The 13,983-nt window shown below is 69.9% G+C and carries 7 protein-coding genes; 1 reads left to right on the forward strand and 6 read right to left on the reverse strand.

Annotation, left to right across the window (positions count from 1 at the left end; translation table 11 throughout):
- Positions 1 to 26: 26 nt before the first annotated feature.
- The 5 genes from sbnB to J7E91_RS23790 all read right to left on the reverse strand — a co-directional run bounded on the left by sbnB (position 27) and on the right by J7E91_RS23790 (position 9,644).
- Positions 27 to 1,097 (reverse strand): 2,3-diaminopropionate biosynthesis protein SbnB, encoded by a 1,071-nt coding sequence (sbnB, locus tag J7E91_RS23770; protein ID WP_214908085.1) that lies wholly within the window; start codon positions 1,095 to 1,097, stop codon positions 27 to 29.
- Positions 1,094 to 2,098 (reverse strand): TauD/TfdA family dioxygenase, encoded by a 1,005-nt coding sequence (locus tag J7E91_RS23775; protein WP_214908087.1) that lies wholly within the window; start codon positions 2,096 to 2,098, stop codon positions 1,094 to 1,096. Before J7E91_RS23775 ends, sbnB begins: the two co-directional genes overlap by 4 nt.
- 71 nt (positions 2,099 to 2,169) lie before the next feature.
- Complete coding sequence (locus J7E91_RS23780; protein WP_214908089.1) at positions 2,170 to 5,445, reverse strand: amino acid adenylation domain-containing protein; 3,276 nt, start codon at positions 5,443 to 5,445, stop codon at positions 2,170 to 2,172.
- A 17-nt stretch (positions 5,446 to 5,462) separates the two neighbouring features.
- Positions 5,463 to 7,991 carry a Pls/PosA family non-ribosomal peptide synthetase gene (locus J7E91_RS23785; RefSeq protein WP_214908091.1) on the reverse strand — a complete coding sequence of 843 codons (2,529 nt, stop codon included), beginning with the start codon at positions 7,989 to 7,991 and terminating at the stop codon, positions 5,463 to 5,465.
- Between the two features lie 144 nt (positions 7,992 to 8,135).
- Positions 8,136 to 9,644, reverse strand: coding sequence for a glutamate synthase subunit beta (locus tag J7E91_RS23790; protein WP_214908093.1), 1,509 nt, complete (start codon positions 9,642 to 9,644; stop codon positions 8,136 to 8,138).
- 282 nt (positions 9,645 to 9,926) lie between these two features.
- Here J7E91_RS23790 and J7E91_RS23795 point away from each other — a divergent pair, with 282 nt between their 5' ends.
- Entirely contained in the window at positions 9,927 to 12,062 is a 2,136-nt protein-coding gene (locus J7E91_RS23795) for a tetratricopeptide repeat protein (protein WP_214908095.1), read from the forward strand.
- Here J7E91_RS23795 and J7E91_RS23800 read toward each other — a convergent pair.
- Complete coding sequence (locus tag J7E91_RS23800) at positions 12,043 to 13,842, reverse strand: hypothetical protein (RefSeq protein WP_214908098.1); 1,800 nt, start codon at positions 13,840 to 13,842, stop codon at positions 12,043 to 12,045. The two genes, J7E91_RS23795 and J7E91_RS23800, sit on opposite strands and share 20 nt — an antisense overlap.
- Between the last annotated feature and the right edge of the window lie 141 nt (positions 13,843 to 13,983).

Below are 13,983 nucleotides of genomic sequence, written 5' to 3' on the forward strand. Positions count from 1 at the left end.
CGGAGCGCTCTCGGACGTCTGTCGGCTCATCCGTGTCGCCGCAGTTCGTGGAAGAAATCGTCGACGACGTGCAGCCCTCCGGAACGGGCCACCTCGTCGTAGACGTACTTGCCCACCGCCAGATCGAGAACCCCGAGGCCGAACGGCGAGAACACGACCGGCCGGCCCCTCGGAACCGTGACCCGTCCCGCCATCACGTCGTCCAGCGTGCCGTGCAGGAAGTCCCGGTTGCCCGTGAGCTGTTCGGCCAGGTGGGGCGAGGTGTTGGCCTTGAGGCAGTGCTCGACGTCGTCGACGATGTTGAACGAGCCGAGGATGATCTCCGGTGCCAGGTCGCGCAGCGACACGTGCAGCACCAGCGGGTTGTGCTCGAACCACGACAGGTCGTTGACGTGCGGCTGCGCGGCGACGGTGGCGAAGACCGCCAGGTCGCTGTAACGGATCAGCTCTTCCGCGCTGTCGTGCACGGTGATCCGTCCGGTGGTACGCGACTGCTCCAGGTAGCAGCGGAGCCCGGCCGCGCTGTCGGCGGACACGTCGTGCACGCCGACCTCGTCGAACGACCAACCGGTGGCGGCGAGGAAGTCGTAGATGTAACGGGCGATCAGGCCCGCGCCGACGAACCCGACGCGCGTCGGACGCGGTCGGTCGTGGCTGAGCCACTGGGCCGCCAGGGCCGCCGAGGAGGCCGTCCGGGTGGCACTGATGATGGAGCCTTCCAGACAGGCGAACGGGTAGCCCGTGCCATGGTCGTTGAGGATCAGGACCGCCGAGGCCCTCGGGATGCCGGCCGTCACGTTGTCCGGGAAGCTGGAGATCCACTTCAGGCCGTCCACCCGCATCGGCTCCCCGATCGAGGCAGGCAGCGCGATGATCCGGGAGGACGGGCGGTCGGGGAACCGCAGAAAGTAGGACGGCGGGTTCACGCAGTCACCGGCGCTGTGCAGCCGGTACGTGGCTTCCACCAGCTCCACGATCTGTTTCTCGCGCCCGTGCAGCACGCCCTCGACCTGGGCGCCGGAGACGACGGCGAACGTCGGCACACCGACCGGCTCGCGCACGGCGAATTCCATCGCGGGGGAACGCCTGGGAGTCATGGCGTGGTCACCTCCACGGTCGGCGAGCAGTCGGCCAGGCGCAACGGGTCGGCCATCCCGACGAGCACCTCGCGGGGTCCGTCGTAGGGCTCCCTGCTGTGTGCGGTGCGTACGTTGTCGACGATCATCAGGTCGCCGGCCTGCCACGGCTCGCGTACGGTGTTGTCCTCGTAGATCTTGTTCAGCAGTTGTACGACGTCTTCGCCGATGGGATCGCCGCCGCCGAACCGGGTGTTGAACGGCAGACCGTCGGCGCCATAGACGTCCACGAGGTACTCGCGCACCTCGGGGGCCATCGTCCACTCGTTGAGGAACGCGATCTGGTTGAACCAGCAGCGTGCGCCGGTGACCGGGTGACGCACCACAGCGCTGCGGCGCTGCCTGGTGCGCAGGGACCCGTCCGGCTGCCGGTCGAATTCGATCGCGTTGGCGCGGCAGTAGCTCTCGACAGCGCCGAGGTCGTCCGTGCCGAACGACTCGGCCACGGATGCCCCGATCTCGTCGTTGTAGCTGCGGGTGAGCAGCCAGCCCTCCCGCTCGAACCGCTCGGTCAGCTCGGCGGGCAGTGCCTCCAGTACGGCCGACGAGTCGGCCACCGCGGTCGCCCCGCCCTCCGTGGGCGCGTCGAGGCACGCGAACAGCATCAGGCCGGGGAACTCGAGGGCGTAGCTCAGCTCGTGGTGCATGCACATTGGCTGGTTGGGCGGCCACTGGGACGAGGAGTACACGCCGGGGGCGTAGGTCCGCCGGGGCGCGAAGGCCTCCTTCTCGGTCATCAGGGCCGTGGCCAGCCGCCGGAAGACGGTGCCGGTCACGTCCGCGTCGCGCAGGCCGAGGCCGCGGACCAGGACGGCGCCGTGCTCGGCGACGTGGGCGTGCAGCAAGTCCCGGTGCTCGGCCACCCAGCGGGCCGGGTCGCCTGCGGTCCCGGTCCTCAACACCGGGGGTTTGCCTGATTCCAGCCCGAGGTCGAGCGGTGACGCCGGGGATGAGGTCGGCATCTCGTTCTCCTTTCGTCGTGCCGGTCAGTTCACGTCGGTCGGTTCATGTCCGTCAGTTCGTGTCCGTCACGTCAGGGAAGCCGGCCGTCGACGGCGCGCAGCACGGCCTTCGACGCTTCCGCCGGACGGGTGCGCGGGAAGTGGTGACCGCCGTCGGCGAGCTCGTGCAGGTCGACGTGTTCGGCCAGCAGTTGCCAGTCGCGGTGCCGCTCCCGGAACCCCGCGGTGATCGGGTCGTCGGCGGCCACCAACACCGTGACCGGTGCGGCCAGTTTCACCGCCGGGGGGCTGTCCAGAACGTCCGCGAAATAGCGGTGGGCGGACACCACGTCGTGCCGGTAGGCGGCGGCAATGTGCTCGACCTGCCCGGCATCGAGCCGACCGAGCCCGGCGTAGGCGCTGTCCGCGCTCAGTTCGGCGGCGATCCCGGCGTCGCTCCAACCGGTCAGCTCGGTGACGGCGGCGCGCCGGCCGGCGGCGTCACCGAGCAACTGGGCCGCCACGAACACCCGTTGGACATCTGCCCCTTGCTCCTGCAGTCTCCGCGCCGTCTCCAGCGCCGGCGCGGCACCCGAGGATTGGCCCCACAGCAGGATCCCGGTCAGGCCGAGGCGGGTGATCTCGGCGCTCACCTCCTCCACCACGTGCGCCAGTGAAGCGAAGGTTCTGCCCTCGGCGCTCACGTCGTGGCTCGGCGGCTCGACGGCGTACACCGCCGGTCCGATGCCCCGCAGGGCCCTGGCCATCGGCTCGAAGCTCACCGCGCCGCCGCCGGCGGGCGGGAAGCAGATGAGGGCGCCGGTCCGAGCACCGTCCGGTTCCGACAGGGGCTGCAGCAGTCCGGCGGACTGCTCGGGTACGCCGTCGAGCAGCCGGGCCAGGTCGGCGAGCACCGGGTGACGTGCGACGTCCTTGACGGACACCGCGCGGTCCAGGGCGACCGCCAGCTTCACCGCCGACAACGATGTGCCGCCCCGGTCGAAGAAGTGGTCCAGCCGCCCGATCCGGTGCTGCGGGATGCCGAGCACCTCCGCCCAGGCGGCCGCCAGCCGCTGTTCGGCCGGCGTCATCGGCGCGCCACGCTCCTCGCCTGCCGCGCCGAGTTCGCCGGCCAGCGCGGTCAGCGTCTTCCGGTCGGTCTTGCCGTTGGCGGTCACCGGCAGACTTTCCCGCCAGTGGACGGCCGACGGGACCATGTACTCGGGCAGCGACGCGCCCAGCCGGTCCAGCAGGACGCCGACATCGAGCGGCCGCGGGCCGGTGCAGAAGGCGACCAGGTGCGCGCTCCGGTCGGGCCGCTCGGCGACGACCACCGCGCCGTCGCGGACACCGGGCACCCGCAGCAGCGTGTTCTCGACCTCGCCGATCTCGATCCGGAAGCCACGGATCTTGACCTGGCTGTCCCGGCGGCCGAGGAAGTCCAGCTTGCCACCGGGCAGCCAGCGGCCGTAGTCGCCGCCTCGGTAGAGGCGCCGCCCGGCGCTGTGCGGATCGGTCATGAAGGCCTGGCGGGTGCGCTCGGGGTCGTTGACGTACCCGCGGCCGACACAGACGCCGGAGAAGGCGATCACGCCGGGGGCCCCGAGCGGCACCGGTGCCAGCTGCTCGTCGACGACGTGGACACGCACGTTGTTGACGCACCGGCCGAGCGGCACCCGCTCGGTGTCCGGAACGCGGTCCATGACCTCGTGGTTGGTGTCGTCCGAGGTCTCCGTCAGCCCGTAGGCGTTGACCAGCCGGATGCCCGGCGCGGCCGCGAACCAGCGCTGTACGAGCTCCTTCTTCAGTGCCTCGCCGGTGGCCGACACGTACCGCAGGTCCGGCAGCTCACGGGGGTGCTGCTCCAGGCGGGACACCACGACGTCGAGGTAGGACGGCACGACCTGCAGCACCGTCACCCGACCGTCGACGATCCTGTCCACGAACCGCTGGACGTCCAGGATCACCTCCTGCTCGACCAGCAGGGTCCGCCCTCCCACCACAAGCGCGGAGAGCAGCTGCCACAGCGATATGTCGAAGCACTGGGGTGCGGTCTGGGCCACCACCTGCCCCTCGCCGATCTCCAGGTCGTCGATCTTGGCGTAGAGGTGGTTGAGCATGCCCGCGTGTTCACACATCGCACCCTTGGGCTCGCCGGTGGAGCCGGAGGTGAAGTAGATGTACGCCGCCTGGTCCGGTGCCACACGGACGCCGAGATCGGCGCCGGTGCGGTCCTCGGCGTAAGCCTCGTGTACGTGGAGCTTTCGCACTCCGGGTGACGAGCCGGGGGACGGAGTGCCGGGGGAGGTCGAAGCGAGGGCCTGGTCGAGCGTGGCGGTGCTGCCGCGTTCGGTCAGCACGAGCCCGCACCCGGCGCGGGACAGGGTGGCCGCGATGCGCTCGGCGGGGAAGTGCGGCTCGATGGGCAGGTACACCCCGCCGGCCTTGAAGACGGCGAGAACGGCGGCCATCCAGTCCAGGTTGCGCTCGGTCACCACGGCGACGACACCTTCGCGCCGCAGGCCCCGGGCCAGCAGGGCCCGTCCGAGCCGGTTGGCTCGTTCGTTGAGCTCCCGGTACGTCCACTGCCGGTCGCCGTGCACGGCCGCGACGGCCTCGGGGTGGGCCCGTACCCGCTCCTCGAACAGCTCGTGGACCCTGCGGTCCGGCAGGTCCCGGTGCGGCCCGGCCAGTCCTTCGGTCTGGAACCGGAGTTCCCCGGCGGAGAGCAGGCTCTGCCGCCGGTGCTCCGCGTCCGGGTCGGCGGCGATCAGCGCGAGCGCGGTGAGGTGGTAGCCGGCGATCCTGCCGGCGGCGTCCGCGTCCAGCGCGTCGGAGCGGTACCGCAACCGCAGCGAGAGACTCCCGTCGTCCCGCGACACGCCCAGCCCGAAGACGACATGTCCGGGGAGGTCGCCGTCGCCGCCGGCCGGGTCGAACGCCGCCTCGGTCGACGGCCCGGCCAGGTGCAGTTCGTGCCTGAGCTTGTCGACCGGGAAGTCCTTGTGCGCCAGCAGTTCCGACTCGGACCGGCGGGTTCGCACCAGCAGTTCCCGCCACGATTCCGATGCGGCCGTCAGCCGGCAGGGCAGCGGCGGGCCGCCCCCGGCGGCGACGTAGCCCGTGCTGACCTCCAGGTCGCCGGACAGCGCCGCGAGCACCTTGGTGTGCGCGGCGAGCACCACCGAGGTCAACGGCATCGCCAGGTCCTCGGCGAGCCGGTGCAGCACTGCCACGACGTCGTCCGGGACGGCCGCCTTGTACGTGGCGATCCCCGGCGCCGGGTCCGGCGCCCAGCGGGGGAGCGCGGTGGATCCACCGGCGGTGAGCACACCGCTCCAGAACTTCCGGCCGGCTTCGGTCCGCATGCCCGTTCTCCCTCCGCTCACCGTCGCCGCGTCGCGGGATCGTTGTGGCCGTCGCGCGACGCGGCGGCGGGATTTCCGCCCCACCGGGCGTGCCGCGGCATGTCCTCGCCCTTCATCAGGAAGGAGTCGGCGGCGAGCACCGCGCCGTCGCCCATGGTTACGCCGTAGTGGACGAGGGCACCGACACCGATGGTGCAACCGGTGCCGATCGCGCTGTGGTCGGACTTGAAGGTGCCGTCCTCCTGCGAATGGCACTGGATTTTGCTCCCGGCATTGAGGGTGCAGTCGCTTCCGATGGTGGTGAGCGTCCGCTCCGTCACATAGCAGCCGTCGTCGAACACCCTGCTGCCGAGCCGGACTCCGAGCGACCGCCAGACCATGTTCTTGAAGGGAGTGCCGTTGAATACGTTCAGGTAGTGGTCGGGCACCTTCCACAGGCGTTCGTGCCACCAGAAATACGGGTCGTAGATCGAGCACAACCGGGGCTTCAGCGGGCGGAATCCGGTGAAGGAGCGCTCCAGCAGGACGAAATAGGCCGCGGTGGACAGGAGACCGAGGACCAGCGACACGGCTATCGCCAGCTGTCCGACTACGCCGTGCAGGTCGACGGCGGCGAGGCCGAGCACCGTGAGGAAGAAGAAATGAAACCACCGCACGACGAGGCAGCAGCCCATGGTGCGGATGTTGTAGCGGTTCTTCGCGGCGAGGTTCCGGCGCAGGTTTTCTCCGGTCCGCAGATGGTCGAACCGGGAATCGCGTTCCACCGAGCGGGGAATTTCGAAACACGGGGAGCCGAGCAGCCCGACGCCTTCCCGTACTTCGCCATCAAGAGGGATCATCACCTTCGTCCCGAGCAGACAGTTGTCGCCGGTCTTCCCGCCCGAGGGATAGGCGATGTGGTTTCCCAGGAAGTTGTGCGGCCCGATCGACGCCCGGGACACACGGAATGACGTGCTGGAAAATTCCGCGTTCATGAGGGAAAGCCCGTCGGCGACCATCGTTCCGCTGCCCACGGAGGCCAGATACGGGGTCTCGTGCTGTACGTCCGAGCCGAAGTTCGACCCGGTCTGCTCCACCCGCGACAGGTCGTATCCGAGACCGCGCAGATAGTCGACGATGTAGGAGCTGTCACCGCAGAGCCAGAGGAAGAACTTCACGTTCGTCAGGCGCGCGATCGCCCTGTGCGCCGAGTAGTGGAGACCGTACAGCGGGTAGATCCTGTCGGGCCTCATCACCAGGTTCAGCAGGCGCGGAACGGTGAGCAGCGTGGCGAGACCGACGACGACGAAGCCGAAGAACAGCACGAGGGACACGATCAGCGCGTCGAGGTAGAGCTTCGACGACGTGAAGCCCACGGTGCCGGGGGCCAGCGCGTCGCCCAGCGCCGGGACCTCGGTCAGCAGCATGTACATGCCCCCCACGGTCAGTGGCACATACAGCAGGAACAGCTGGAGCAGGGTGAGCACGCCGTACCAGGCGCGGCGCAGTGTGCCGCAGTGCGCCGGAGCGACCCTCACGTAGTCGACTTCGGTGCGCTGGGCGGGCGATCCGTGCCAGCGCTCACCGTCCGGGACCCGCTGGCCGCTGTACAGCGCCGACGTATGGCCCAGCTGGGCGCCGTCCCCCATCGACGTGCCGATGTCGAGGACGGTCTTCTCGCCGACGAACACGTCCCGGCCCAGGGTGACCCGGCCGGTCTCGATACGTCCGGCGTGCGCCCGGTAGCACAGGAAGTGCGAGTCCTTGCGGATCACCGTACCGGTGCCGATTCTGAGCAGGTCGGTGCAGACCGGAACGGTGCGGGAGAGGACCGTGACGCGCTTGCCGATCCGGGCGCCGAGTGCCCGCAGGTACAGCACGTACAGGGGATTGCCGACGAAGAAGACCATCGGGTTGGCGTGGAGCAGAACCTTGACGGTCCAGAAGCGCAGATACGTCAGCCCCCATACCGGGAATTCACGGGCCCTCCACCGGCCGATCAGAATCCATTTGGCGACGACCGGGAAGGTGCACAGGCCCACGAATCCGGCACCGCCGAAGACAAGCGAACGCAGGTAGATGTCGGCGAGCCCCGAGCCGTCGGAGACCCACACGTACCCCCGGCCGGTGACGACTGCCGCCAGGAACGAATAGCCGAGGAACAGCAGCAACTGGGCCGTTCCGCAGAGGACATAACGCGGCGTGCCGGCCGGTTCCACTTCCTGGGTCTGCACCGGAATCGACGGCTCAGCAGGAGCGGGGGCGGTTTCCTCAAGTGCCACCGCAAGACTTCGGATCGTCGGATTGCGGTAAATGTCCTTCATCGAGACCGACGGGAGGTCCGCGCGTTTCCTGACCTTCGCGCAGAAGTGAGCCATGACGAGGGAATTAGCACCCAGGTCGTCGAAGAAGTGGCTGTCGGCCGACACCCGCTCGACGCAGACGACCTCGGCCAGTACTGCGGCAAAGTTCTTTTCGGTGTCGGTCACCGGGCCGGCGTATCCGCGCTCGACGAATGCGGATTCATCCGGCGCGGGCGGCAGAACCTCGACAGATTCTTCTTCCATGCGAACCCCTGAAGAGAATTCCTCCGGTCGCGAATCGTCCTCACCCAGTCTCCGTCGTCCACCGCCTGGTTGCCACTCGACCGGGACCCGATCGCCGGTCAAACTCGTTTGAACACGGAGAGTTGACGAGTGGTCAGAAAAGAGTTACGCCGTCAGGGGCCGGTCCGCCGGGGAGACCGGGGCCGGGAGCACCGTGGAGCCGGTCAGGTAACGGTCGGTGGCCGCGGCGGCGGCTCGTCCCTCCGCGATGGCCCACACCACCAGCGACTGGCCGCGTCCCGCGTCGCCCGCGATGAACACGCCCTCCGCCCCGCTGCGCCCGGTCTGCCTCCGCTGTTCCGCCGACACGGCGGCGAAGGCGGTGTCCCGGGCGAAGTTCCCCCGGCCGTCCAGTGTGAGCCCGAGCTGCTCCATCAGACCGCTGTCCCGCTCGGGGCCGCAGAAGCCGAGGGCGAGCAGCACCAGCTCGGCCGGGATCGTCCGCTCGGTGCCCGGCAGCGGGCTCCTGGACGCCGGCTCCACCTCCGTCAGGTGCACAGCGCGTACGTGGCCCGCCGGTTCCCCCTCGAAGCGGAATGTGGCGCAGGAGAAGACCCTCGGATCCGTGCCGTGGCGTTCCCGGGCCTCGTGATGGGCGTGGGAGATCCGGTAGACCTTCGGGTACACGGGCCACGGCTCGGTCTCCGCCCGGGTGTCGCCCGGCACGGCATTGATGTCCAGCTGCGTCACGGAGGCCGCACCCTGGCGCAGCGCGGTGCCCAGGCAGTCCGATCCGGTGTCTCCGCCGCCGACGATCACCACGTGCTTGCCCTCTGCGGTGAGGGGCGGCGAGGGACGGTCGCCCTCCCTGGTGCGGTTGGACTCGGTCAGGTAGTCCATCGCTTGGTGGATGCCGTTCAGTTCGCGGCCGGGAACAGGCAGTTCCCGCCGTTCCGTGGCGCCGACGGCCACGACCACCGCGTCGTGGCGCCTCCGCAGCGCGGTGGCGTCCAGGGCGCTGCCGACCCACACCCCGGTGCGGAACTTCGTGCCCTCGGCCCGCATCTGCTCGATCCGGCGGTCCAGGTGCCGCTTCTCCATCTTGAACTCGGGAATGCCGTAGCGCAGCAGCCCGCCGATGCGGTCGGCGCGCTCGTACACGGCGACGGTGTGACCGGCCCGGGTGAGCTGCTGGGCCGCCGCCAGCCCGGCCGGCCCCGACCCGATGACGGCGACGGTCTTCCCGCTCAGCCGCTGCGGCGGCTGCGGTGGCACGTACTCCCGCTCCCAGGCGTGGTCGGCGATGGCCTGTTCGACGTTCTTGATCGTGACCGGATCGGCGTTGACGGCCAGTACACAGGCGTCCTCGCACGGTGCCGGGCACAGCCGCCCGGTGAACTCGGGGAAGTTGTTGGTCGCGTGCAGCCGCTCGGCCGCGGCGCGCCAGTCGCCGCGCGCCGCGTACGCGTTCCACTCGGGGATGAGATTTCCCAGCGGGCAGCCGCTGTGGCAGAACGGTATGCCGCAGTCCATGCAGCGCGCTGCCTGCTCGGACACGAGAGGAAGCAGCGGCTGTCCCGCGTGGACCTCGTTCCAGTCGCTCAGCCGTTCCTCGACGGGGCGTGCCCCGCTGGGCCTGCGGGGTGTCCTGAGGAAGCCGTAGGGATCTGTCATACGCGCCGCCTCCAGCGCCCGTCCGCAGTGCATTACGGCACTTTCACTACACTACGCCCCTTTTGCGCATATTTCACTCGGAGGGCGCTGTGCGCCGGCCGCTCCCGTCGCGAAGGTGGCGCCGCTCGGCCGAACACGCCCTGGCGTCCGAGCGGTTGTGTCCTGAGCACACCATCTGCGCATGTCGCAGCAGCTACCGTTGGGGCCTGATAGCGGATGCGGTACACGGTGCACGCGTGGCACAGAGGGCCGCGACTTCGGGAGGACGGGGGTGGAAACGCAATGCTGGATCCCATGTCGCTGGCGGCCATTACGGCCGTGTTGGGCGCGGTCGGGTCGGGGATGGCGAACGAGGCGGGGAAGCGCGCCTGGGAGTCCGCGGGCGGGCTGGTGCGGCGGATCGCCGGACGAGACGTGGCCGCACCCACCAGCGGCGTGGAAAGAGAGGCCGTGGCACGTGTGGTCTTCGAGGGGGTACACCGTGACCCTCAGCTGGCCCTGAGGTGGGAGGCGTTCACACAGGGCATGCCATCGACGCGTGGCGCCGCTGGGCGTCCCCAGCTTCCGCCCTCGGTACGGTTCTTCACCGACAGGCGGGAGGCGATGAAGCTCCTCGACGAGGAGGCGTCGCGCCCCGCCGACGGCCGGCCCCGGGTGGCACTCCTGCACGGCGCCGAGGCCATGGGCACCAGCACCCTCGCTGTGCACTGGGGAAACAAAGAGGCACAGCGCTATCCGGACGGTCAGCTCTACGTCGACCTGCACGGCGGGTCCAGCCGCACCGCGCTCGACGCCTTCTCGGCGTTGCGCCGTCTGCTGCGGCAGCTCGGTGTGCCCGAGGAAGAGATTCCGCCTTCGGCCGAGGGGCGGATCGAGCATTTCCGGCGCCTAGTCTCCGGCCGGCAACTGCTGGTCGTTGTCGACCATGCCCATTCAGCCGCTCAGCTCCGACCACTCATCACCGCGGCACCCGGCCTGTTCACCCTCGTGGTCTCCCGCCACCCACTGCCCGGCCTTGACGCGCTGCGCATCCCTGTCGGCCCCCTGGCGGACAAGGACGCGAGAAGACTGCTGACCGAGATCGCCGGCAAGCCGGCGGTCGCCGCGGCGCGTGCCGTGCTGCCGCCGCTCCTCGCCCGGTGCGGTGGCTCGCCCTACGCTCTGCGGGCTGCCGCGCTCCGGCTCTCTCAGCCGCTGCCGGCGCCCCACGTGCGGGAGGAATCCGCGATGCACGAGGACGAGCCTGTCCGTACCGCCGTCGAGGACGCCTATCGCTCGCTGGACGCGGATGTGGCCCGCGTGTACCGACTGGTGAGCCTGCGTGCGTGGCCCGCCATCACCCCTGCCGCGGCAGCGCACGCCGCGCAGACCGACGAACGAGACGCCGCCCGCATCCTCGCTGAACTCGCCGACCGGCAGCTGCTGGAGCACACGGACGACGGCCGCTTCCGCTACCGCCCAGCCGTACGGCGGCACGCCGAGCAGGCTGCTGTACGCGACGACGGCATCCCGGCATGCGCGGGCGCCGTGTCCCGGGTCGTCGACGGGTACCGGCATCTCGCCCTGAGCGCGGCCCGGGGCGCCCTGCCGGAAAGCTGGCGCGTCCCGTCACTCCCCGTACAGCCGGACCCGAGGGATTACACCGACCGTGGACAAGCGCTGTCGGTTCTCGCCGCCGAGTCGGGCAACATCGTCGAGGCGATGCGAGCGGCCGAGGAGTTCGGAAACCATGACACCGTCATGGCCCTCGGCCAGGCTCTCTGGCCGCTGCAGCTCAAAGCAGGCCACCACGACGAGCTGCTGCCCGCGCTGCGGCTCGCGTCCAGCACAGCTGCCGCGCACCATCTGGGCTCCCGCGCCGCGGGAGCGCTGAAGGCGCAACTCGCCCACACCCTGACGGAGTTGCAGCGCTACGAAGAGGCGGAGGCGCTGGCGGTAGCGGCCGCCGCGGACGAGCGCGCGGCCGGCCACCTCCGAGGCCATGCCTCATCGGTCGAGTTCCTCGGGCTGCTGCGGCTGCGACAGTGGCGCTTCGCCGAGGCGTACGCCTGCTTCGACGAAGCGGGAGAGATCTACGACGGGATCGGCCCCGACGACGAAGGCGCGGCCGACCTCCCGCGCGCCCGCGCCCTGCTCGAACGCCACCGCGGCCGGGCACTGCGGGGCTTGGGAAGGCACCAGGCGGCGCGCGAGCACCTGGAGGGCGCTCTGCAGTTCTTCCGGGAACGCGGGGAGGCGTACAACACGGCACGTGTGCTCACCGACCTCGCTGAGACCCGTCTCGACGCACCGGACCACGCCGCCGCCCTGCCGCTCGTCGAGGAGGCGATCGCGAAACTCGCGGGTGAACGGGCTGAGTACCACCTCGCCTACCTGAGGGCCATGCGCGAGCGGTGCCTCAGCCGGTCGCAGGGGTGACAGCGACGGGATGACTGACGGTGCCGGTCCGGACGATCAGCCCCCGGGCGACGAGCGTGTCCAGTGGGTTGCCTGCGGCCAGCCACGCATGCAGCGCGGAGGCGCAGGCCGCGGGATCGACGTCCGCCGATGGCTGGGAAGCCAGCCGCAGGACGCGGCCGTCGCGCAAACGGACGGTGCAGGCGCCGGGCCCGGTGATGTAGGCGGCGAGGGCGCAGTCCGGGTGCAGTTCCAGTACCTCGGCCGTCCACTGCGCGGGCGAGCCGAGGCGCGGGTCCTCAGGGGCGCCGTACCGGAGGATGACATCGGCGAGGTCGAGAGCGTCCACATCGCGAGTGTCCTCATGGACAGCCGTATGCACCTCGCCGTCGCCTGCCGGCTCGTACGCCGCACCGGCATAGCGCTCCACCACGACCTCTCGGGCCCCCGGCAACCGCGTCAGAACACGCAAGGGTGCCGTACGGGAGACAGGCTCGTACGGGGGGAGTGGCAGCGGGTCCAGGAGCGCGGGCCAGGACGGTTCGGGAATACCCATCAGGTCGTAGAAGAGCTGACGCAACCTGGGAGCGGACTCGCCGGGCAGCGAGCTGGTGAACTCCCGGGGCCCCGGCACCGGACCGCGCTGCGCGCCCAGTGACTCCAACTGAGGCAGCAGCGGGGCGCACGGGTCCAGACGCGGCGCCCTGCGGACGAAATCGGCCGCCGGTGACAGCGGGTCGAGCCCGGACAAAGGAGCGGCACCCAGCAGTACGGGAGTGCCGAGGGCCGCCGCGTAGTAAGTGACGGCCCCGTGATCGCCGATCACCGCATCAGCCGCGATCAGCGTCTGTCGCCAGCCTTCCAGCGGATCGATCAGCACCAGTCCGCCGCGCCGGGCCCGGTCGAGCCAGGCACGAATCTGACCGGGACCGTGCCCATGCCAGGTGTTGGGGTGCAGGACGGCGGCGAGGCGGTATTCGTCCGCCGGGAGTTCGGCGGTCAGGCGTGGCAGCAAAGATGGCAGAACGTCATCACCGCCGCCGTCGCCGAAGAGCGATTCCGGGTTCCAGGTGGAGTTCAGTACGACGAGCCGCTGGCCGCGCCGCACGCCCAGCGCCCTGCGGAACCTCTCCCGGTACGGACGAGCCGCAAGCATCCGGTCGAAGCAGGGATCCCCGGCGATTACGGCCGTAGGGGCGGCTTCAGGGCATGCGGCCCGCAGGCGATCGAGCTGCTCGGGATGGGAGAGAACCAGGGCGTCCGCGAGGGGAAGGCCGGTTTCGTCCGACAGGAGCCACTCCGGGGACAGCCCGAAGACCGGCACCGGGGCTTCCGGCTTCCGGCTTCCGGCTTCCGGCTTCCGGCTTCCGGCTTCCGGCTTCCGGCTTCCGGCTTCCGGCTTCCGGCTTCCGGCTTCCGGCTTCGCCAGCCTCTTAGTATACCCAACACCATGCGAAATGACGAGCAACGTCCCTTTGAGGGCCTGGAGTTGACCGCCAAAGCTGGCCGAGATCGCGAGGTCGACCGGCGTGTCGCGCGCCTGTTCCCAGGGCAGCAGTGGCACCCCTGTGTCAGCGAGGAGTCGGTCGACTCCTGAGCGGAACGCGGAGGATTCCGGGCACGTGGCCAGGAGCTGTACGCGCAAGTCGTCATGGAACAGCGGGAGAACGTCCAGCAGCCGCGTGATCGAGGTGACGTTGTGCGCCACGAGCAGCACCTTTTGGCACTGCCCCCGCGTCGCCCACCGAACGGCGTCCTTCCCGACCGGAACGCGTATCCACTCGGTTCGTCCCTGGTTCATTCCGCGTCCCTCGGTGCTCGCGCCTTACCGATCCTCAGTGTGGCTGGCCAAGTGGCCGCCGAAGCTTAACGCGGTGAGACAGTGACGGGGCGCTCTTGAATATGATTATCATCTGCTACGATTTTTGCTGCGTACGACACC

Source organism: Streptomyces sp. ISL-99 (assembly GCF_018614005.1).
GTDB classification, from domain to species: domain Bacteria; phylum Actinomycetota; class Actinomycetes; order Streptomycetales; family Streptomycetaceae; genus Streptomyces; species Streptomyces flavidovirens.

What these genes read in the sequence shown, in the direction of transcription:
- J7E91_RS23775 (WP_214908087.1), bottom strand. Translation starts at nt 2,098, where the DNA reads ATGCCGACCTCATCCCCGGCGTCACCGCTCGACCTCGGGCTGGAATCA.
- J7E91_RS23800 (WP_214908098.1), bottom strand. Translation starts at nt 13,842, where the DNA reads ATGAACCAGGGACGAACCGAGTGGATACGCGTTCCGGTCGGGAAGGAC.
- J7E91_RS23785 (WP_214908091.1), bottom strand. Translation starts at nt 7,991, where the DNA reads ATGGAAGAAGAATCTGTCGAGGTTCTGCCGCCCGCGCCGGATGAATCC.
- sbnB (WP_214908085.1), bottom strand. Translation starts at nt 1,097, where the DNA reads ATGACTCCCAGGCGTTCCCCCGCGATGGAATTCGCCGTGCGCGAGCCG.
- J7E91_RS23780 (WP_214908089.1), bottom strand. Translation starts at nt 5,445, where the DNA reads ATGCGGACCGAAGCCGGCCGGAAGTTCTGGAGCGGTGTGCTCACCGCC.
- J7E91_RS23795 (WP_214908095.1), top strand. Translation starts at nt 9,927, where the DNA reads ATGCTGGATCCCATGTCGCTGGCGGCCATTACGGCCGTGTTGGGCGCG.
- J7E91_RS23790 (WP_214908093.1), bottom strand. Translation starts at nt 9,644, where the DNA reads ATGACAGATCCCTACGGCTTCCTCAGGACACCCCGCAGGCCCAGCGGG.